Source organism: Bacillus sp. NPDC094106 (genome assembly GCF_044764345.1).
GTDB lineage: Bacteria > Bacillota > Bacilli > Bacillales > Bacillaceae_G > Bacillus_A.
In genome coordinates this window covers 1-20,851 of sequence record NZ_JBIWHY010000036.1, presented here as the reverse complement: position 1 = coordinate 20,851, position 20,851 = coordinate 1, and the positions used below count along the sequence as shown (strand labels likewise).

General features: G+C 35.0%; 19 protein-coding genes and 1 pseudogene. 6 read left to right on the top strand and 14 right to left on the bottom strand.

Annotated elements, in window-relative coordinates; all coding sequences use genetic code 11:
* Positions 1–15 precede the first annotated feature (15 nt).
* Both comJ and nucA read right to left on the bottom strand, forming a co-directional pair.
* Positions 16–405 (bottom strand): competence protein ComJ, encoded by a 390-nt coding sequence (gene comJ, locus ACIQ7L_RS27685; protein ID WP_141523259.1) that lies wholly within the window; start codon positions 403–405, stop codon positions 16–18.
* 18 nt (positions 406–423) lie between these two features.
* A complete protein-coding gene (gene nucA / locus ACIQ7L_RS27680; protein ID WP_400573372.1) occupies positions 424–858 on the bottom strand; it encodes a DNA-entry nuclease in 435 nt (144 codons plus the stop codon).
* 239 nt (positions 859–1,097) lie between these two features.
* Between nucA and ACIQ7L_RS27675 the strand changes: the two genes are divergently transcribed.
* Complete coding sequence (locus ACIQ7L_RS27675) at positions 1,098–1,841, top strand: DUF3967 domain-containing protein (RefSeq protein ID WP_400573371.1); 744 nt, start codon at positions 1,098–1,100, stop codon at positions 1,839–1,841.
* A 101-nt stretch (positions 1,842–1,942) separates the two neighbouring features.
* On the opposite strand, the gene ACIQ7L_RS27670 is transcribed toward ACIQ7L_RS27675, so the two are convergent.
* Complete coding sequence (locus ACIQ7L_RS27670; RefSeq protein ID WP_400573370.1) at positions 1,943–3,211, bottom strand: ATP-binding protein; 1,269 nt, start codon at positions 3,209–3,211, stop codon at positions 1,943–1,945.
* A gap of 310 nt (positions 3,212–3,521) precedes the next feature.
* On the opposite strand from ACIQ7L_RS27670, the gene ACIQ7L_RS27665 reads away from it, so the two are divergent.
* Both ACIQ7L_RS27665 and ACIQ7L_RS27660 read left to right on the top strand, forming a co-directional pair.
* Positions 3,522–3,722 carry a hypothetical protein gene (locus tag ACIQ7L_RS27665; RefSeq protein WP_097896636.1) on the top strand — a complete coding sequence of 67 codons (201 nt, stop codon included), beginning with the start codon at positions 3,522–3,524 and terminating at the stop codon, positions 3,720–3,722.
* A 100-nt stretch (positions 3,723–3,822) separates the two neighbouring features.
* On the top strand, positions 3,823–4,986 hold the full coding sequence (locus tag ACIQ7L_RS27660; protein ID WP_335360946.1) for an aminotransferase A: 1,164 nt from the start codon (positions 3,823–3,825) through the stop codon (positions 4,984–4,986).
* A gap of 5 nt (positions 4,987–4,991) precedes the next feature.
* Here the strand turns inward: ACIQ7L_RS27660 and ACIQ7L_RS27655 are convergent, their stop codons facing one another.
* The 4 genes from ACIQ7L_RS27655 to ACIQ7L_RS27640 form a co-directional block, all read right to left on the bottom strand.
* Positions 4,992–6,020, bottom strand: a complete 1,029-nt coding sequence (locus ACIQ7L_RS27655; RefSeq protein ID WP_400573368.1) for a LacI family DNA-binding transcriptional regulator — start codon at positions 6,018–6,020, stop codon at positions 4,992–4,994.
* A 279-nt stretch (positions 6,021–6,299) separates the two neighbouring features.
* Positions 6,300–7,142, bottom strand: coding sequence for a maltosaccharide ABC transporter permease MalD (gene malD / locus ACIQ7L_RS27650; RefSeq protein WP_026590150.1), 843 nt, complete (start codon positions 7,140–7,142; stop codon positions 6,300–6,302).
* Positions 7,143–8,444: a sugar ABC transporter permease gene (locus ACIQ7L_RS27645; protein WP_400573366.1), complete on the bottom strand. Its 1,302-nt coding sequence runs from the start codon at positions 8,442–8,444 to the stop codon at positions 7,143–7,145.
* A gap of 76 nt (positions 8,445–8,520) precedes the next feature.
* A complete protein-coding gene (locus tag ACIQ7L_RS27640) occupies positions 8,521–9,780 on the bottom strand; it encodes an extracellular solute-binding protein (RefSeq protein WP_400573364.1) in 1,260 nt (419 codons plus the stop codon).
* 317 nt (positions 9,781–10,097) lie between these two features.
* On the opposite strand from ACIQ7L_RS27640, the gene ACIQ7L_RS27635 reads away from it, so the two are divergent.
* Positions 10,098–11,858 (top strand): alpha-glycosidase, encoded by a 1,761-nt coding sequence (locus tag ACIQ7L_RS27635; RefSeq protein WP_400573362.1) that lies wholly within the window; start codon positions 10,098–10,100, stop codon positions 11,856–11,858.
* Between the two features lie 41 nt (positions 11,859–11,899).
* On the opposite strand, the gene ACIQ7L_RS27630 is transcribed toward ACIQ7L_RS27635, so the two are convergent.
* Positions 11,900–13,576, bottom strand: coding sequence for a glycoside hydrolase family 13 protein (locus ACIQ7L_RS27630; RefSeq protein ID WP_400573360.1), 1,677 nt, complete (start codon positions 13,574–13,576; stop codon positions 11,900–11,902).
* A gap of 265 nt (positions 13,577–13,841) precedes the next feature.
* Between ACIQ7L_RS27630 and ACIQ7L_RS27625 the strand changes: the two genes are divergently transcribed.
* Positions 13,842–14,942, top strand: a complete 1,101-nt coding sequence (locus tag ACIQ7L_RS27625; RefSeq protein WP_400573358.1) for an ABC transporter ATP-binding protein — start codon at positions 13,842–13,844, stop codon at positions 14,940–14,942.
* 69 nt (positions 14,943–15,011) lie between these two features.
* On the opposite strand, the gene ACIQ7L_RS27620 is transcribed toward ACIQ7L_RS27625, so the two are convergent.
* Together ACIQ7L_RS27620 and ACIQ7L_RS27615 are read right to left on the bottom strand one after the other, a co-directional pair.
* The gene (locus ACIQ7L_RS27620; protein WP_400573357.1) at positions 15,012–15,521 is read right to left on the bottom strand and encodes an SDR family NAD(P)-dependent oxidoreductase; all 510 of its coding nucleotides are present in this window, start codon (positions 15,519–15,521) and stop codon (positions 15,012–15,014) included.
* A gap of 286 nt (positions 15,522–15,807) precedes the next feature.
* Positions 15,808–16,263, bottom strand: a complete 456-nt coding sequence (locus ACIQ7L_RS27615; RefSeq protein WP_097896652.1) for an RDD family protein — start codon at positions 16,261–16,263, stop codon at positions 15,808–15,810.
* Between the two features lie 131 nt (positions 16,264–16,394).
* Between ACIQ7L_RS27615 and ACIQ7L_RS27610 the strand changes: the two genes are divergently transcribed.
* Positions 16,395–16,832 carry a DUF3997 domain-containing protein gene (locus ACIQ7L_RS27610; RefSeq protein WP_400573354.1) on the top strand — a complete coding sequence of 146 codons (438 nt, stop codon included), beginning with the start codon at positions 16,395–16,397 and terminating at the stop codon, positions 16,830–16,832.
* A gap of 303 nt (positions 16,833–17,135) precedes the next feature.
* On the opposite strand, the gene ACIQ7L_RS27605 is transcribed toward ACIQ7L_RS27610, so the two are convergent.
* The 4 genes and pseudogenes from ACIQ7L_RS27605 to ACIQ7L_RS27590 all read right to left on the bottom strand — a co-directional run bounded on the left by ACIQ7L_RS27605 (position 17,136) and on the right by ACIQ7L_RS27590 (position 20,538).
* The gene (locus tag ACIQ7L_RS27605; protein ID WP_400573352.1) at positions 17,136–17,888 is read right to left on the bottom strand and encodes a DUF4352 domain-containing protein; all 753 of its coding nucleotides are present in this window, start codon (positions 17,886–17,888) and stop codon (positions 17,136–17,138) included.
* A gap of 140 nt (positions 17,889–18,028) precedes the next feature.
* Positions 18,029–18,336, bottom strand: a pseudogene (locus ACIQ7L_RS27600) (DUF4184 family protein); the annotation flags it as partial.
* Positions 18,337–18,635: 299 nt separating this feature from the next.
* Positions 18,636–19,811 carry an acetyl-CoA C-acetyltransferase gene (locus tag ACIQ7L_RS27595; protein ID WP_400573350.1) on the bottom strand — a complete coding sequence of 392 codons (1,176 nt, stop codon included), beginning with the start codon at positions 19,809–19,811 and terminating at the stop codon, positions 18,636–18,638.
* 433 nt (positions 19,812–20,244) lie between these two features.
* Positions 20,245–20,538, bottom strand: coding sequence for a DUF3928 family protein (locus ACIQ7L_RS27590; RefSeq protein ID WP_400573348.1), 294 nt, complete (start codon positions 20,536–20,538; stop codon positions 20,245–20,247).
* Positions 20,539–20,851: the final 313 nt, after the last annotated feature.

Sequence of the window (20,851 nt, the reverse complement as noted above, 5' to 3'; positions counted from 1 at the left end):
GATAACGTGGCTTTTTCACTCTTGATTTTCAAAAAACAGTTCATATTGTACCTTATACAGTTCATCATCCGTTGGCTCCTCAAGTGGCATTGCTTGTAGCACCAACATATAGTTACCTTTTGGAATTGCAATATGCAATGTATCAGAAAGAATACTCCTTACAAAAACCCCATCGTTTTCTACCGTAAAAGGAACGGATATCGTTCTCACGACTCCCTCTTTCTCATTATGCTTTCCAACAGATGCTTTGATTTCACACGTATAATCGGAAATTGCTTCAAAGATAATTACACCTTCTGCTTTGGCATATCCTCTCTCAAAATCTTCATTACCCCAGTCTACATAAGGTTGTTCCCCACCATAATTCATCACGATTAATTGTGAATAGGAAATTGTTAACTCCACAAACACCATCCCCTTCTACTATTTCACCACAAATTTCACACGTGTCCCATCTGGATACTTATCTAGCTTATTTCCCACCCATGAACCTGCGCCTCTATTGTCAGCAGGGCTAATATATTCAATATGCGCACCTTTTCCACCTTCTTTACACATTGCCATCGGCCATTCATCACGATCATATCCTTTTTTTGCTGGATACGGTGCTAAAGACAACTTCCTTCTATCTCCCGCGCCATTTCGATCAATCGTACAAATTTTCGAGTGGCCTTCTTTTATCGCATCTGCAATGTGCTTTCCCGTTTCTGGATAACGTTCTTTTGGGAACTCTAGAACTTGATCATATGTAACTTCTTTCTGACTCTTTGGTTCTGCAGGTATAAGTGCTTCATAGACAACGACAAAAATAGAAAGAATAGCAATAATCGAAATAATAATACCTTTTAACTGCTTCATATATGTGCCTCCACTTTTTAATCCTCTTGCCTTTCCTAGGTTATTATAACAAACTTCTTTTATATATGTTTTCAGACATTATTTTAGTTCTTCCTCTTCTTTATGCCAAAAATGTTCATTTTTCCTCAGGTTTTCACTAATCATGTAGAAAACTTCTAGGTTTACGACATTCTTTTTCAAAGGAAGTCAAAGTAAAAGATGGAATTGGTATATACGATACTTTTTGGGGAGGAAATGTCATGGAGGCAATCTATAAAACGAAGGATGTCACGAATAAAACAGGAATCCCGAAACATATAGTTCGAAAATATAGTCAACTTTTAGAACAACACGGTTATACAATTACAAAAACCGCTGATGCTCGTATATATAAAATGGATGATCTAAAACTATTGAAATCAATCCATGAACGAGCAGCCAAATTACAAGAAGATATTACAGAAACAATTCCTATTATTTTAAAAGAAAAAGACAATCCACCTGTACCAGCGATAAAGAAAAATCAAGAGGTCCAAGCCAAAGATGAAGGCCAAAATTTTGAAGAATTCATGCTAAAACTTGAAATGTTAGCTCAATTAAACGAAGCCATTATTCATCAAAACTCTACCTTAATCACACAAAATCGATTAAAAGATGAAAAACTAGATGTATTAATGCAACAGGTCTATGTAAAAGAAGAAAAACAAGAAGAAATGCTCCAAGATCTCATCGATCATGCAGCTCAAACAGATGCCTTGCAAAAAGAGAAAATGGACTTATTAATGAATCATATGTATAAGCGTGAATCAAAACAAGAAGAAAAAATAAATAAACTTGTCAATCATGTTTATAACAAAGACAACAAGCGAGATGCACAGCTTATGCAAGTCATTCGTGAAATTCAAGAAACAAAGCGATTAATTGCTGCATCAAAAGAACAAAGTCTATTTCAATCACTTAAAAATTTATTCGTTCGCGTTAAACAGGAAAAAACAAATGAATAGCCCCTTAACCATAATGCATTTTTCACTACCTAGAAATTAAGATTCTACAATCCATTCATACAAAACAATAAAAAGTTACCTTCTATCGGTAACTTTTATTCCTAATTTCTAACTGCTGGTAATGTGATAATTGCTTCTGTACCTTTCCCACTCTCACTGTTATACTCCAGCGTACCATTATGTGCTTGTAAAATACTAAAAGTCACCATAAGCCCTAGACCCGTTCCTTTTTCTTTCAATGAATAATACGGTTGTCCAAGTCTTGCTAACTGTTCTTTCGTCATTCCAATTCCGCTATCTTTTACTCGCACTATAATGATTTCACCTTTTTGATTAGCAGTCACTTTTAAATATCCTTTGTTTTCCTGAATCGCTTCAATTCCATTCTTTACAACATTCATAATAGCCTGTTTTAATTTCGTCTTATCACCTATCGTATATAGATTCTCAGAAATTTCAACTTGTAAATACACACCTTGCATCGCTGCAAATGAAGACATTAACGTAGTCATTTCAATCAACTGCGCTGATAAGCAAATATGTTCTTTTTTCTCAATTTGTGGCCTCGCTAAATTTAAGTAATCCGAGATGATTTGTTCAGCACGATCTAGTTCCGCCAATACAAGGCGCATATAATCCTTGTTCTTCATATCTTCTGTACTATCTAATAATTGGATAAACCCCCGAACAACTGTAAGTGGATTTCGAACTTCATGCGCAACACTTGCTGCTAATTCACTTACAATGTTCAATTTTTCCGACTTTTGCATCTCTGTACGTAACAATGCGTTTTCGTTTAAATATTCTGTTAAATACACTTGAAATACCATTGTCATAACCATAACAAACGAGGCGAATATATATCCACCATATAAATGTGACATAGGCGGTGTAAATCCAATTCCTAATAACACATCGAACATTCCAAGTACTAGGCAGATAAGCGCATATAAAGATGAGATGATGAAAGATAAAATCAGTTTCTTATTCCTTGGAAAAACAGACCATTTTTTTGATAACAATAACGGAATAATGATAAGGAACACAACTTCTAATATACGAAACCAATTTAAATCATTTAAAAACCATTCGTATACGATAAAAATAAAAGCTGGAATAATCCCTACAATTCCTCCATACAAGAAACCACTCATAATTGGGATTGCATGAAAGTTGTAATCGCAACCTTCTTTAAAACAAATCGGGTACGTCATAGAAAGGACAAGCGTAATACTGGATAAAAACATAATAAAGTAGCGATTGGGCTTTGGAAGCATATCTTGATAGCGATTGAGACGAATCGCTTCGTATAAAAACAGTGGCAAAATAATGATTGCAACTTGGATCATTAAGTCGCGGATTAGTTCCATACCCTTTCATCCCCTACATGCATTTTGATTTGATTATATCATTTTATAGGATCGTTTGTTTTAAAATTTAGACTTTTCTTAACATATTTGTAAATCATTTGTGAACAGTCGTTAAGAAATGTTACAACTTTCCGAAATGATTGTAAACCCTGTACCAAATTACCATGATGCAGTATACAATGAATACGGATTAAAAAATAAAACACAAAATAGTCCAATAAACGGACAACTATAACAACATAAAGCATATAATCCATACTATCTATGTTTACAAATAAGTGACCATTATTTTAGTAGGAGGAAGATAAATATGGCAGGAACTACGCTTGTTTTAAAAGAGGAGAATTTGATTGTTCTCGAAAATGTTGATAAATCAGTATACGAAGAATTACAAGACAAAGCTGGTGAAGAGAATTGCACATGTGCTATGAATGAATCTGTTATGCACCTTGGTAAAGTCTCTTCAGTACTTTGGAATGAAGATGAAATAGATTGGGAATATGGTTATTAAAAAAGTCGCTTTAAGCGGCTTTTTTTATGCACTGAAAAGCGAAATGATTAAAACTATGGTAAAATGAAATTAATTTTCAAACGGAAGAAAGGGAGAGAAAATGGAACAATTCATTAATCCTAGAGTGAAGGATATTCAAATTTCTGGTATCCGTCAATTCTCTAATATGATTCAAAACTATGACAATATCATCTCTTTAACAATTGGACAACCTGATTTTCCAACTCCTTCTTTAGTAAAAGAAGCTGCAAAACGCGCGATTACAGAAAACTATACAAGTTATACACATAACGCTGGTCTATTAGAATTACGCAAGGCAGCTTGCCATTTTCTAAAAGAAAATTACGATTTACACTATGCACCTGAAAACGAAACCATCGTTACTATCGGCGCTAGTGAGGCAATTGATGTTACATTTCGTACCATTTTAGAACCTGGAACAGAGGTTATTTTACCAGCCCCTATTTATCCAGGCTACGAGCCTATTATTAGACTTTGCGGCGCAACACCTATTTTTGTAGATGTTCGTGAAACTGGATTTCGCTTAACAGCAGAAGCGATTCAAAATGCAATTACCGATCGAACAAGATGTATCGTTTTACCTTATCCTTCTAATCCGACCGGTGTTACACTGTCAAAAGAAGAACTAACAAATATTGTATCTGTTTTAAAAGATAAAAATATTTTCGTTCTTTCTGATGAAATTTATAGTGAGCTTGTATATGAAGAAAGTCACATGTCCATTGCTCATTTTCCAGAAATGCGTGATAAAACAATTGTTATTAATGGATTATCCAAATCACATTCTATGACAGGCTGGCGCATTGGACTTTTATTCGCTCCAAGCTATTTGGCAGGGCATATTTTGAAAGTTCATCAATATAATGTCACCTGTGCAACTTCAATCGCACAGTATGCTGCAATTGAAGCATTAACAGCTGCTAAAGATGCACCAAAAATGATGCGTCATCAATATAAGAAGCGCCGCGATTATGTATACAACAGACTTATTCAAATGGGCCTAACTGTTGAGAAACCGACTGGCGCCTTTTATTTCTTCCCCTACATCGGCAATATGACATCTTCATCATTTGACTTTGCTATTGAGCTTGTCAAAGAAGCTGGACTCGCAGTTGTCCCTGGAACAGCATTTTCAGAATATGGTGAAGGATATATCCGTCTTTCATATGCTTATAGTATGGAAACGTTAAAAGAAGGCTGCGATCGTTTAGAAAAATTTTTAAAACAAAAAGCTAAGAGATAATACTCTTAGCTTTTTGCATAACGATCACAAGTTTGACGCTTCAGTAATTTATGCGGAATAATAATGCATTTCGAAATGGATTCAGAATGCTCCACCTTGTCTACTAATGCTTTTGCAGCTTCATACCCTAATTGATAGATATTCACATCGACCGTTGTAAGCGGCGGGCTCGCAATTTCAGACAATAATGCATTATTGAAGCTCACAAGCGAAACATCTTTTGGTACGATAATCCCTTTTTTCGCAAGTGCACTTAGTACCCCAAGACCGATAAGATCGTCTGTAGTCATAATGGCCGTTGGTGGCTTTTCAAGTCCCATTAACTCTTCTACAGCTTGCTGACCACTTTCTCTTGAAAAATCAAAGTGCAAAATATATTCATCTGGTAACACAATATCTGCTAATTTTAAAGCATCGCTCATTCCAGCTAAACGGTCTTTTGTCACAAGTAAATCAGAGCCACCACCAATAAACGCAATTTGTTTATGACCTAATGAAATGAAGTATTCTGCTACTTCTCTTGCAGCTGTATAGTTATCATTATCTACATATGTAATTTCATCTTTTCTCTCATATGGTTTTCCAATTAACACAAACGGGAAATTTTGCTCATTTAAATATTGAATAATGCGGTCATTTTCACGTGAATACAGAAGAATAATTCCTCCAATTTGACGCCCTTGTACCATTTTCACGACACCATTAAAAATCTCTTCTTCTGTTTCACCAGTTGACATATAGAGTGCATACCCTTCAACATGAGCAAATGAACTAATTCCCCGAATTACTTCTGGGAAAAATGGATTTTGGAATGCTTTATTCGCAGAGCTTGGCATCACAAGACCGATTGTTTTTGTTGTTTGATTCGCAAGATTTCTCGCATTTAAATTTGGATGATATCCCAGTTCGCTCATTACTTTACGAACACGGCGCTTTGTTTTTTCACTTATACTTGGATTATCAGCAATTACACGAGACACAGTAGAAGGTGCAACATTTGCCTTTTTCGCCACATCTTTAATTGTAACTGTCATAAAATTCCCCTCCTCTCTTCTCATTCTTTATTCATATGTATTTTTATCCCGTAGTTTCTTAGGTAGTAGGAGAAAGCGAAAGCCTCCATTACTTTATTTCATCCTTCAAAAATTATATTAATGTAAACCAATATTCTCCCTCTTCATGTATTGTAAGGGATACAGACTTATTTTCCTATACTATAATATACTATTTTTTTCACATCTTTTCTCATAGGATGTCATATAAATTCTATATCATGCCCCTAAAAAAGAGAAATGGGACATATTGTCCCATTCTCATCCTTTCGTACCTCCGGCTGTTAAACCAGAAATAAAATATTTTTGCAGGGATAAGAACAAAATAGAAATCGGTATTGCAATTAATACAGATCCAGCTGCAAATGTTGTAAATTCATTACCAAATTTTTTCGCTACCATTTCATATAATCCAACCGCTAACGTATAATTCTCTGGTGTGCGTAAAATGATGCTCGCTAAAATGAAATCTGTAAACGGACCGATAAACGTAAATAAAGCTACAACTGCCACAATCGGTTTTGCGAGCGGCATAATAATTTGCCAGAAAATACGGAAGTGCCCTGCTCCGTCCATACGAGCCGACTCATCTAATTCTTTTGGAATCGTATCAAAATACCCTTTCATAAGCCACGTATTCATCGGAATTGCTCCGCCAACATAAATTAAAATCAACGCAAGATGTGTATCAATTAATCCAGTTAATTGTGCTAAGACATAAAGTGCAATCAAGGCCGCAAAGTTTGGAATCATTTGCAAGATTAAAAATGTTAACAAACCATTCTTTCTTCCAACAAAACGATATCTTGAAAATGCATAAGCTGTAAAACTAATAGATAGTACAGAGAAAATCATCGTTAAAACACTTACTTTGAGTGTATTTTTATACCAGAGTAAATAATTGCTTTGTGAAAGGTCTAATAACTTTCGGTAGTGATCTAGCGTTGCGTTTTTCGGAATAATACTTGACCCTGATAAACTATCTCCTGGATTAAACGATGAACCAACAATCCATAATAATGGATAAAAAATAATGACACACATTATGAAAATTACGAAATAACTTAATGAAAGACGTAACATCTTTTGTCGTTTTATATTCATTTACATCATATCCTCTTCTTGGAATGATTTTGTTCTCTTAAATTGCCATAATGCAACTGAAATAACGATTAACGATAAAATCATCGTAAGTGCCGCTGCTTTTCCATATTGTGCTGATGTCATCGTTAATTTATAAATCCATGAAATTAAAATATCTGTTCCCCCTGCATTTTGCCCAGACACAGCAGGTCCCCCGCTATTAAATAGATAAATAATACTAAAATTATTAAAGTTAAACGTATATTGTGTAATTAAGATTGGAGCTGTTGCATATAGAACAAGCGGCAATGTAATTTTTTTGAATTGTTGCCATGCCGTTGCTCCATCTACTGTAGCTGCTTCATACAGCTCTCCTGGAATCGATTGCAATATCCCTGTTGTCATTGCAAAAATAAATGGGAAACCAAGCCATGTTTGAATGAATATTAAAGCGGTTTTCGCCCAAAATGGATCTGTCATCCAAGCAATCTTTTCGATTCCAAATAAAGCTAACACTTGATTGTTAATTGCGCCAAATGTCTCATTAAACATACCAGCAAAGACAAGAATGGATACGAATGCTGGTACAGCCCACGGTAAAATAAAGATCGTACGAATCACTGCTTTTCCTTTAATACCAGGCTGATTCACTAATATTGCTAAGAAAATACCAAGCGCCACTTGTAATGTCGTTGCAACAAATGTCCAAATCACAGTCCAAGAGAATACGCTTAAAAATGTATCTCTCCACATTGGTAATGTAAAAATATCAATAAAGTTTTTAAACCCAACCCAGTCTACTAGTTTTGCTGGGGGAGAATGATATAAATCATAATTTGTAAATCCAATTAAAATAACAAAAATGATTGGAAATACAACAACAAAAATAAGTAACAAAAATCCTGGTGACACCATTAAATACGGAAAACCTTGGTCTAATAAATTACGGTATTGTTCTTTCACAGAATTTAACGGTATTCCTACATCACGCTTTTTTCCATTTTGATAGGCATCATATACATTAAAAGCATATATACCTAATCCAAATACAATAACGATTAGTGCTAAAATCCCTTTTACTAATAGAAAAATAGAATGGTCCCGAGGAACTTCTGTACCGAGTGTAACAATTCCCCACAATCCGATATTTAATAAATCAGCGAATGCTACAACAAATGAACCTGTTAATACAAGAAAGATAAGACCTTTTATATATTGTTTATTATATATTTGACCAATACCTGGAATAATTGACAACATAGCCGCTAGTTTCCGGTGTTTTGAACCGTTCACTTCCTGCGCTGGTTCAATGGATGTTTGCATATTTCTTCCCCCTTTTTCTTCCCTTTGGAAGGAAGAGAATCCGTATCTCCCTTTTACGGGAGATACGAATCCCATCTTATTTTTTCTTACTATGATTTGCTTCAATGTTTCCTTTAATTTGTTTTACAGCTTCATCAAGTGCTGCTTTTGGCTCTTGTTTATTTGCTGCAACTAATTGAAGCGCGTCTCCAGCTGGTTTCCAAACCTCTTGCATTTCTGGAATATTCGGCATTGGAATACCATTCTCTGATTGAGTTGCCACTGCTTTTGCAGCTTCATTGTCTTTAATCATTGGATCTTCCATTACGGATTTAACAGGAGGAATTTCTTTCGTTTTTTCAAAACGGATTTTCGCGTTCTCTTCATTTGTTACCCACTCAGTAAATTTTGTTGCTAAATCCTTCTGTTTCGAGAAGCTTGTTACATGCCATCCTTTTACACCCACAAAAGTTTTCATTGGCTGACCGTTTGGTAATTTTGGCATTGGTGCTACCCCATAATCAATGCCTGCCTTTTCCATCGCTTGGAATGCCCATGGACCATTCATAATAGATGCCGCTTTTCCTTCATTAAATAATCCATCTGCAGCTGGACCACCAGATTCACCAATAATTCCTTTTGGAAATAAATTTTCTTTATACCATTTTTGAATATATTCAGCACCTTGTACCGCACCACTATTATCTAATCCAATATCTGCCGGATTCGGTTTTCCATCTTTCTCACCAAATACATAACCGCCCATACCAGCCATAAATGCATTCGCAAAATAGAAGTTATCTCCTAAAGCTAAAAATCCGTACTTTCCATTTTTCGTAAAGTCTTTTGAGAAATTAAAAAGCTCATCCATTGTTTCTGGTGCTTTTGGCATTAATTTTTTGTTATAAATAAAGATTGGTGTTTCAATTGCTTTTGGTAAACCGTATAGTTTTCCATCGTATGTTTGTGCCTTGATTGATAAATCTGTAAATTTATTTTTTACCGTATCATCCACTTTCACCTCTGAAAGTAGCCCTTCTGTTACCGCATTACCAATATGATCATGCGGCAATGTTACAACATCTGGCCCTGTACCAGCTGGACCGTCGAGACGAAGTTTTTCTACTTGTTTCGTCATCTGAACCTCTTCAACTTTTACTTTCACATTATATTTCTTTTCAAAACTTTTCACTGCTGGATCTAATCCAACACCCTTTTTCTCATCTTCCCAAACAAGAAGATCATAATCTTTCTTCTCCTTGCTCGCTTCCTTTTTTCCTGAATCTTTCGGACCACATGCCGATAGCATACCGATTGCCAAAGTTGAAATTGTTAATAATGATAATGCTTTCTTCACCCTAAAAACCTCCCTAAATTATATATGTACTGGTTTAACAAATGAAAACGTTTGCACTTACTAGTTTAATAGAAGCGCAACTCATCTTCTAATCTATGAAAACGTTTGCGCTATTTGTCTACCATTATACATTCTTTTATGTATTTTGCAATCTTTTCTTTTTATATTTTTCAAAAAAAATTATGATGTTATTCTTTCTATCCATTGACTTTCTTTTCAATGAATACTACTCTTATAAGCAACATTACAGCTATATTAAAAAGCAATCGTTTGCAACATGTTCTTATTTATAAAAAAATTAAAGGGGGATTTTCTATATGTTTAAAGAAGCAATATACCATAGACCAAAAGACAATTACGCATACGCTTACAATAACAATACACTTCACATTCGGCTTCGTACAAAAAAAAACGATGCAGACGTAGTTTCACTTATTCACGGTGATCCATATGAATGGCAAAATGAGAAATGGATTACAACACAAATACCCATGAAAAAAAGTGGATCAACTGATTTATTTGATTATTGGTTTGTTTCAATCGAACCGAAATTTAAGCGCTTACGATTTGGATTCGAACTAACAAATAACGCTGAAACGATTATTTATACAGAACGTGGCTTTTTCTCTGAATTACCTAACGATGACGTTGGCAATTTTTTTTGCTTCCCATTCGTACACAAAGAGGATGTTTTTACAGCTCCTTCATGGGTAAAAGATACAGTGTGGTATCAAATTTTCCCGGAACGGTTTGCCAATGGGGATCCTACATGTAATCCATTACATACACTCCCTTGGGGAAGCACAAACCCTACAGCTACAATTTTTTTTGGTGGAGATTTCGCCGGTATCATTCAGCACCTTGATTACCTTGTAAAACTCGGTATTTCTGGTATTTACTTTACTCCCATCTTTACCGCACATTCCAATCATAAATATGACACGATTGACTACATGGAAATTGATCCGCAATTCGGGACAAAAGAAATGTTTAAACAGCTTGTGAACGCCTGCCACAAACGTGGCATAAAGGTCATGCTCGATGCTGTGTTTAATCATAGTGGATACTTCTTTGATAAATTCCAAGATGTTCTTAAAAAAGGCGAGCAATCACCGTATAAGGATTGGTTTCATATTCATGAGTTTCCGGTAGTAACCGAACCACTTCCTAATTATGATACCTTTGCTTTTACACCATATATGCCAAAATTAAATACCGCTCATCCAGATGTAAAAGAATACTTACTCGAAGTAGGACGTTATTGGGTACGAGAGTTTCACATTGACGGCTGGCGCCTTGATGTTGCAAATGAAATCGATCATACATTTTGGAGGGAGTTCCGTAGTGAAATAAAAGCAATTAACCCTGAAGTATATATTCTAGGAGAAATTTGGCATGATGCACTTCCTTGGCTACAAGGCGATCAATTTGATGCTGTAATGAGTTACCCTGTTACAAATGCCCTTCTTTCTTATTTTGCACATGAAACGATTGGCGCTAGTAAATTTATGGAACAAATTACAGCATCTCTTCACTCGTATTCCATGAATGTGAACGAAGCGGCCTTCCATCTATTAGGCAGTCATGATACACCGAGAATTTTAACACTCTGTAACGGAAACAAAAATAAAGTAAAACTACTTTATGTATTCCATCTTTCTTTCATCGGTTCACCATGCATTTATTATGGTGATGAAATTGGTATGGATGGAGGAATGGATCCTGGTTGCCGAAAATGTATGATTTGGGATGAAGATAAACAAGATAAAACATTATTTCAACATATAGAAACATTAATCTCATTACGAAAACAATATAAAGCATTTGGCGGACACGGAACATTTCAATGTATCGAAGCAAACGATGAACAGGGTTACATTTCTTATACGAAAACATATGAGGGAGAAACAATCTTCTTTGTTTTAAACTCAACCAACCATGAAATTATAGCTCCTATACCTTTTGATATTACTGGTAAAAAAATTATAAATTTGTATACAAATGAAGAGTTTTCAGCAGAAACAAACGCATTACAAGTTTCACTTCCCTCATATGGATTTTCAATTTTGAAATGGTAAAGCAAAAAAGCCTTGTGTCAGAAACTACACAAGGCTTTTCATTATTTTAATTTATATGCTCTCGTTTCATAAGGCCGCAGGACGATACTCTCAATTTTTTCATCTTGCACATTGTAATTGTTTATCAATAGCTCTAAGTTACTGTATGATATCTCTTCCGGCATTTCAAATACACACTCATCTTCAGTAAAGTTCGCAATAACAAGTAACGTTTCATCCTTCCACGTTCTCACATAGGCAAAGATAGATGGATGCTCCTCTAAAATTAAATCGTATGTTCCATACACAATGATTTCATGATTTTTACGTAATTCGATTAATTTCTTATAATAATAAAAAATGGATTCTTGATCTTGAAGCGCTTGTTTCACGTTGATTTCTTTATAATTTGAATTTAATGCTATCCACGGTTCTCCAGTTGTAAATCCAGCATGCTTTCTATCATCCCATTGCATTGGTGTTCTAGCATTATCTCGACCTTTTATATAAATAGATTGCATTACTTTCTCTTCATCTTCACCATGTTCTATTACTTTTTCACGGTACATATTCAGCGTTTCAATATCTCGGTACTCATCAATTGAAGTGAATTGAACATTTGTCATCCCAATTTCTTCTCCTTGGTAAATATAAGGAGTTCCTTTCATCATATGAAGTACCGTCGCTAACATTTTCGCCGATTCTATGCGATATGTTGTATCATTACCAAAACGAGAGACAGCACGAGGTTGATCATGATTGTTCCAATACAAGCTGTTCCACCCTGTATGTTCCAATGCTTTTTGCCATTTTGTTAAATTCTGCTTTAACGCAAGAAGTGAACATGGCTTTACATCCCACTTCCCACCTTCTCCAGAATCTAAATCCATATGTTCAAACTGAAATACCATTTGTAATTCTTGACGTTCTTCTGCTGTATAAAGTTTAGCTTCTTCTGTTGTTACACCCGGCATTTCACCGACTGTCATAATATCATATTTAGACAATACTTTCTGATTCATTTCATGTAAGTACGTGTGAATATTAGGTCCATTCATAAAATATTGATGGCCTGATACATAACCTTCTTCTTCCGTCTTCACAGTTGGCAATCCCTCTGTTTTAGAAATAAAATTAATCACATCCATACGAAAACCATCGATTCCTTTTTCAAGCCAAAACTCCATCATCTCATAAACATCTTTTCGTACCACTTCATTATCCCAATTTAAATCTGGTTGCTTTTTAGAGAATAAGTGCAAATAATATTCATTCGTCGTTTCATCATACTGCCATACGGACCCACTAAAAGCTGCCTCCCAGTTGTTTGGCTCTTTTCCCTCTTTGCCAGAACGCCAAATATAGTAATCTCGATATGGATTATCTTTTGATTTACGAGATTCGATGAACCAATTATGTTCATCAGAAGTATGGTTAACAACTAAATCCATCATTAATTTCATATTACGTTTATGCATTTCACTTAATAATTCGTCCCAATCTTGCATTGTTCCAAACTCATCCATAATCTTATGATAATTGCTAATATCATAGCCATTATCATCATTTGGAGATTCATAAACTGGTGATAACCAAATTACATCTATACCTAGTTCCTGTAAATAATCAAGCTTTGAAATCATTCCGCGAAGGTCACCAATCCCATCACCATTGCTATCCATAAAACTACGAGGATAAATTTGATATACAACACTTTCTTTCCACCATTGTTTTCCCATCATGCTACCCCATTTCATTATTTAATTACAAAATTAGGCGCAAACGTTTTCATTAATGAATGATAACAGATTCTAGAACATTTTAAAATAGCGCTTATAATTTTTTATTGTCTTTCCATGCAGAAGGTACACTGCTTAATATCTGTTTTATACAAAATATGAAAACGTTTTATTTTTTTCTATCATTTTTATTTATTTTTCCAATTTATTCGTTTATAATAAATCCAAAGAAAACGTTTGCATATTTTTTCTAGGAGGAAAAGTCATGGCAGAACTAAAATTAGAAAACATTTATAAGATATATGATAATAACGTAACAGCGGTAACGGATTTCAATTTACACATTCAAGATAAAGAATTTATTGTGTTCGTTGGTCCATCCGGATGTGGAAAATCAACGACATTACGAATGGTCGCTGGACTCGAAGATATTTCAAAAGGAGAGTTCTCAATTGATGGTAAGGTAATGAATGATGTTCCTCCAAAAGATCGAGATATCGCAATGGTTTTTCAAAACTATGCACTCTATCCACATATGAGCGTTTACGATAACATGGCATTTGGCTTAAAGCTTCGTAAAATTCCAAAAGACGAAATTGATCGTCGTGTAAAGGATGCAGCTCGAATCTTAGGACTTGAAGAATATTTAAATAGAAAACCGAAAGCACTATCTGGTGGACAACGCCAACGTGTTGCGTTAGGTCGTGCGATTGTTCGTGACGCAAAAGTTTTCTTAATGGACGAGCCTTTATCCAACCTTGACGCAAAATTACGTGTAGCAATGCGCTCAGAAATTTCTAAATTACATCAGCGACTTGGTACAACAACAATTTATGTAACACATGATCAAACAGAGGCAATGACAATGGCATCCCGACTTGTTGTTATGAAAGACGGAAAAATCCAACAAATCGGTTCACCAAAAGAAGTATATGAAACACCAGAGAATATTTTCGTTGGCGGATTTATTGGCTCGCCTGCAATGAATTTCTTCCGTGGTAAATTAACAGAACAAGACTTTGTTATAGATGATAAAGTAAAGATGAAAGTATCTGAAGGCAAAATGAAATTATTACGTGAACAAGGTTATGTGAATCAAGAAATTGTACTAGGAATACGTCCAGAAGACATCCATGATGAACTTTTATTTTTAGAGGCTTCACAAGGCACAACATTTACAACTCAAATTGAAGTTTCAGAATTACTAGGGGCAGAATCTATCTTATATATGAAACTAGGAAATCAAGATTTCGCAGCACGCGTTGATGCAAGACACACTTTTGCACATGGTGATCAAATTAAGCTTGCCTTTGATATGAATAAGGCGCATTTCTTTGATAGTGAAACAGAAAAACGTATTCGCTAAAATAGTAATTTTTATTATAATATATACAAAAAAACCGTCCACGTATGTATCGAGGGCGGTTTTCAACTATTATACTAGGGTTTCTACTGTATGCAATGCTTGTTCTTTCGTACTGATGATGCCAAAAATAGGTAAATCACTCAACATCACTTCTTCTTGCTGTTTCATAAGAGATGACGTTAATTGCTTTATTTCTATCCAAACGTCATTCACACATAGCATATTGGAATCGTTCTCTTGTTGACGTGAGAAAATAGGATCTATTTTATATAAACCAGCATTATTAAACAGCATATCAATACGATTATAAGCTTCAATTGCAACACTAATAACGCGTTGCCAGTCTCCTTGTTTCCCCATATCATGGGATACAAACAGTGCCTCTCCACCTAACTCTACAATTTCTTCTGCTGTTGCTTGACCACTTTCCCTATCAATATCCGTCACAATTACTTTTGCACCTTGTGCTGCCAACAAAAGAGCTGTACTACGTCCAATACCGATGCCACCGCCAGTTACAACGGCGACTTTCCCTGCAAGCTTCATTGTCATTACCCCTTCTGTAAGTCTTACCGTCATTCAGTATACTCCTTTCTCGGATACATCTGCAAGCGGGAAAAGTCACCGTGACTTTTCGCAAACCCTTACTTATTTGCTTTCTCTTTTTTTTCTTACTATTAATCAAAATCTAATCCAATGAAAATAAGTATTCCAAAAGAAATTAAACAACCTTAGTCCTGTTGAATTTCGAACTAAGGTTGTTTAAAGGCAGACACCTATTCTTTTACTGTCTACTTGACAGGGATAAGACCAACATAAAAAAGGAACCTTACTTCAATATCTTTATCACCGTTTCTTACTATGTTTAAACGAGACTCATCACTTTTGTCTTTGCAACTAAATCATGAAATCCTCTATTATCCTCGCGGAACAACATCATGTACACATTACATACTGCAGGGATTCCAAGTAGCAATATGTTTGGTAATAACAATACAAAGAACCGTACGATTAACGTTTGTATCGTTAACGTTTCACTTGTTAGTGATATAAGTTTTGTCCTTGTTATTTTTTTACCAATTGTACAACCGTTCCAAACAAATGGCACAAAAATAAAGTAGATGGCCATTAATATAAAAACAAGTGTAAGATCATATCGATAATCACCTAAACTTATATTAAAACGATTGAAAATAGCACCATAATTTCCTGTTATAATGGCCACAATAGCACCATACATAACCGATATGAAAAACATATCAATAATGGAGGCACCAATGCGATTCATTACCACCGCTGGACGATGCACCTTTAACTTCATTTTATGTCGACTCCTTCGTATCCTTCTTTACCCGTTTCATCGTACCATTTCTAAAAAACATTGTAAACTGGCGTTTCTTTTCCTTTTCTTGTACAATGTGTTACAACAGCATTGTAAAGGAGGTTCTCATATTGAAGCGGTGGATAATCCTATTCTTTACTATATTATTAGCAGGTTGTACAGGGGACACAAACCATTCAGCTTACACCATCAATGATGAATATGAACTGATAAATACTTCCGGAAATGCATTTGAACTTTTCCCAAAGCAAGATGCTGTATATGCCACACAATATATCCCAGCAAAAGTCACAGAAATCGCCTGGGATGATAGATATATTATTGCAAAACAAATTGAGGAAAAATCAGATCCAATCAATCCCGAAGCAGCGATGACAAATAAACAAAACGAGCATTATTGGATTATTGACGTAAAACATAATAAACGTTTTGGACCTTATAATGAAAAACAATTTCTAGAACAAAAAGATGCCTTTAGGATCAAAAAACAATTTCAAACTGTAGAAACGTATGTGAAAGAATTCAAAAAACAGTCAGCCGAAGCTTAAAGCTGGCTATTTTTTTACTGCAAACAGCCCCGTTCCTCACCTACTATACTAAGATTCTTTTTCATAGTAGAAAATCACCATATAAATTCATTTTCATTTTTCGACATCTAAATCCCTGCTATGCAGAATACAAAGTACCCTACACTCGTTTTCTCTTTCTGTTTTTACTTCTCATGTGGCAGAAAAAGGCCCTGACCGCTCATGGCCAGATGCTCTCTCCCCCCTAGGTTTATATCGGTTTATTAATTGATATATATATATTTTCACACCATTTCATCTGACATTCCTTATACAAAAAACATCTCACTTAGATAGTGAGATGTTAAATGTTTGTGGTTCTGCAACGGTTTCATGCGTATCACCGCTGGCGAGAGCATCCGTTGTAAATGCTATTTTAGTCACATCTTTTTTTTCATCATCGAGTATTAATCCAATTATACCTTCCCTTGTTTCACCTGGCTTATACTCTTCCCTTGTCACACTCTTTGTACCAACCAGCGTATCCTCTCCGTATAAGAAATTTTGCTTCGTTACATCAAATTGCTGTGTTTCATTAATCGCAACATTATTCATAGAGAAAAATTCCATATTTTTATCTCCACTATTTTCCACTTTATATGTAATTTCAACATAACGCACGTTATCACTGATCTCTTGTCCACTTAATGAAGCATATAATTCGGCATCTTCACGGCTAATTTTATCTCCAAGTCTACGTTGCACTTCATCTGGGCTTAATGCTGTATAAATTTTCAATGTGTCCTTTGCCTCTTTACTCATTTGTGACAACGAAATAACTTTGACATCTTGTACATGGATTTTCATTGGAGCTACCTCAAATGTTTGATTTACATGGTTCAATTGCTCCAATTTAAATGTTCCCCAGCCTTTTTCTTTAACAGCCTGTCCAACTTTTTTCAGTTCTTTACCACCATATTCAGTCGTCTCCGGAATCGTTTCTTTCTTCTTTGGCTCTTTCTTTTCTTCTTTATGGAAGCAGCCACTTAATATAACGAGACAACTACACAAAACACAAATACTTTTCCATATTTTCATCTTCTTATTACTCCTAACACTCACATTCTTCCTCTGTTTTCACCCTTGCATGTGACAAGAAAAGGCCCTGACCGCTTCTATGCATAGCCAGATGCTCTCATCCACCTAAAAAAAGGGGTATGTCGTTTTTTAACTTGTATTTATATAGATAATTCTCTTGTTTTATATAAAATAGAAACAATGAGAAGCCCACAAAAACACTTGTAATCCCAGACACTATTATACTCCTTATTTGTAAAATATGAAAATAAGGGTGTAACAGTGCATGAACTATACATACTACTAGAGTCACAACTGCTGACCATGCCCAATATTTTCTTTTTTCATTAACAGAAGTTCTATCTACGTTTATTTGACCTCGATATTTCCAAAGGACATATCTAAACAGTAATATTCCAAAACACGTACTTCCATGCTGTATGTATTTATATATCGATATCATTTCCTGTAAAAAGGAATAACAGTAGCAGACTGTGCAACTGCAAGCGGCTTATTTTACTCCCTTCCTAATTTAAAAATTCTATCTATATAGAATACAATCTATCATAACGATATCAACGATTTATATGCAACACTTATTTTCACATTGGAATATCTATACTTTAGATGATACAATTTTTATGTAAGTTTTGAAAGATATGGAAACAAAGAAACTCTTTTTTGAAAATCGTGACCGATTATTTCATCATTTATTTCAATCCTGAATTGAGAATTCATAAAAAAGAAGCAGCAATCGCTGCTTCTTTTTTATAATGCTTCTATAAATAACGCTACTCCTATACCGCCGCCAACACAAAGAGAAGCAATGCCTTTTTCAAGACCTCGTCTTTTTAATTCGTGAATTAAACTTACTGTAATACGTGCCCCTGTACAGCCAATTGGATGTCCAAGACCAATCCCACTACCGTTGACATTCACTTTTTCACGGTTTAATCCAAGTTCCTTCTCAACTGCTAAATATTGTGCAGCAAAAGCTTCATTAATTTCTAATAAATCGGCATCTTCTAATGACCAATTCACTTTTTCTAATCCTTTTCGAATTGCTGGTGCTGGACCAATTCCCATAATTTTAGGATCTACTCCCGCCACTGAATATCCAGCAATTCTTGCTAATGGTTGCAGCCCTTTTTCTTTGGCCTTTTCCTCACTCATTAATACTAAAACGGCACTTCCATCATTAATACCTGATGCATTCCCTGCAGTTACTGATCCACCTTTACGAAAGGCTGGCTTTAACTCTGCCAACTTTTCAATTGTAATATCTGCACGCGGATGTTCATCCTTTGAAAATACTACTTCTTTTCTACGTTCTTTTATTGTAATAGGAACAATTTGATCATCAAAATAACCTGATTCGATTGCTTGAAGAGCTAATTGATGACTACGAAGCGCAACCTCATCTTGTTCCTCTCTTGTAATTTCATATTGTTCAACTAAATTTTCTGCTGTTTCCCCCATCATAATATGATGGATTGGATCTTCTAAAATTTCCCACACCGTGTCACGAATTTCTCCATGCTGAAGACGCTGTCCCCATCGGTATTGTTTTAATACATAAGGGCTTGAACTCATTACTTCTACTCCACCTGCAATAACAACATCACTTACACCTAATTGAATTTGCATTGCTGCTGACATAATCGCTTGCATACCTGAAGAACATTGACGCTGAATCGTATAACCTGTAACCGTTTCTGGAAATCCTGCTGCTAATGCAGCTGTTCGCGCTGTATTTGCCTCATCTGTTCTTTGAATACAATGTCCTAAAATTACTTCATCCACTTCATGAGGTTCTACTCCACCTCTTTTAACAGCTTCTTGAAGTACAGGAACAGCTAATTCTACTGGCGTTACACTTTTTAGCGCTCCCCCGAAGGTTCCAATTGGCGAACGAACTGCAGCTGTAATGACAACATTATGCATTTGACACTTGCCCCTCTCTTATGTATCCTAGTCAGTTTTTGGATGGAATAACATAAGATGTATATCTAAAATTATCATACTACAAACACACTAAAAAAATCAAAATATTTGATATAATGCAAATATTTATACATCAATTAAAAAACGACATAAAATCCCTCTTTTTAGGCGGGAGAGAGCATCTGGTCATGTATAGAAGCAGTCAGGGCTTTTTTCTGCCACATGCGAAGTAAAAACAGAAAGAGCAAACGAGTGAAGATTACTTTGTATTCTGCATAGCAGGGATGTAGATGACGAAAAATGAAAATGGATTTATATAGAAGGAAGATTCCCTTCTATTCTATTAACACATAGAAAAATCCCTTATTTTTACGCGATGTTAAAAATATTTCTACTAACAAAAAAGGGAGCATTCGCTCCCTTTTCATTACTTTTATTTTCGAAAACTTTCATATTTAACTGCTTCAAATGCCTTTTCAATCTCTTCATTTCGATAATGAACATATGTAAAACGCCCTAATTCTACTAATCGAGCGATTTCTTGTAATGCTTTTTGCTTTTCATATGTCTCTTCAATTGTTACGTGTACATAGAATTTCATAAGTGGATGTTCATATAAAGATTCCCCTACCTCTACATACACTTCTTCTACCCCCTGAACAACTCTTACATAACTTGCAAACTGATAAACAGCTTCTCGATCTGAAACAATTTTTAATGTGTACATATATTCTCCCCCTTTTCTTTTACTATACCAGAAAAGAATTCATATAACTTTATTCAACTATGAATATTTTCTGACTTCTTCTCATTTCTTATATCCTTTCATTCGCAAAGCTATCTTTTCTGTCAAAAAGCACTCCCATAATTACTGCATTTTTCTATTACTCTGTTACAAACTAGCTAAGCACTATATATACATCAATTAAAAAAACGACGTAAAACCCCCATAGCCATCAAGTTAACAAAAATAACCCAGATGCTGAAAAGCATCTGGGTTATTTTTGTTAGATATAGAATACAAGTTTTCATATTTGGAC

Coding starts and splice junctions, on each gene's coding strand:
- ACIQ7L_RS27605 (WP_400573352.1), bottom strand. CDS start 17,888: ATGAAAATATGGAAAAGTATTTGTGTTTTGTGTAGTTGTCTCGTTATA.
- ACIQ7L_RS27645 (WP_400573366.1), bottom strand. CDS start 8,444: ATGCAAACATCCATTGAACCAGCGCAGGAAGTGAACGGTTCAAAACAC.
- nucA (WP_400573372.1), bottom strand. CDS start 858: ATGAAGCAGTTAAAAGGTATTATTATTTCGATTATTGCTATTCTTTCT.
- ACIQ7L_RS27620 (WP_400573357.1), bottom strand. CDS start 15,521: ATGACGGTAAGACTTACAGAAGGGGTAATGACAATGAAGCTTGCAGGG.
- ACIQ7L_RS27615 (WP_097896652.1), bottom strand. CDS start 16,263: ATGAAGTTAAAGGTGCATCGTCCAGCGGTGGTAATGAATCGCATTGGT.
- ACIQ7L_RS27665 (WP_097896636.1), top strand. CDS start 3,522: ATGGCAGGAACTACGCTTGTTTTAAAAGAGGAGAATTTGATTGTTCTC.
- ACIQ7L_RS27660 (WP_335360946.1), top strand. CDS start 3,823: ATGGAACAATTCATTAATCCTAGAGTGAAGGATATTCAAATTTCTGGT.
- ACIQ7L_RS27630 (WP_400573360.1), bottom strand. CDS start 13,576: ATGGGAAAACAATGGTGGAAAGAAAGTGTTGTATATCAAATTTATCCT.
- ACIQ7L_RS27655 (WP_400573368.1), bottom strand. CDS start 6,020: ATGACAGTTACAATTAAAGATGTGGCGAAAAAGGCAAATGTTGCACCT.
- ACIQ7L_RS27635 (WP_400573362.1), top strand. CDS start 10,098: ATGTTTAAAGAAGCAATATACCATAGACCAAAAGACAATTACGCATAC.
- ACIQ7L_RS27625 (WP_400573358.1), top strand. CDS start 13,842: ATGGCAGAACTAAAATTAGAAAACATTTATAAGATATATGATAATAAC.
- ACIQ7L_RS27590 (WP_400573348.1), bottom strand. CDS start 20,538: ATGTACACATTAAAAATTGTTTCAGATCGAGAAGCTGTTTATCAGTTT.
- ACIQ7L_RS27595 (WP_400573350.1), bottom strand. CDS start 19,811: ATGCATAATGTTGTCATTACAGCTGCAGTTCGTTCGCCAATTGGAACC.
- ACIQ7L_RS27675 (WP_400573371.1), top strand. CDS start 1,098: ATGGAGGCAATCTATAAAACGAAGGATGTCACGAATAAAACAGGAATC.
- malD (WP_026590150.1), bottom strand. CDS start 7,142: ATGAATATAAAACGACAAAAGATGTTACGTCTTTCATTAAGTTATTTC.
- ACIQ7L_RS27670 (WP_400573370.1), bottom strand. CDS start 3,211: ATGGAACTAATCCGCGACTTAATGATCCAAGTTGCAATCATTATTTTG.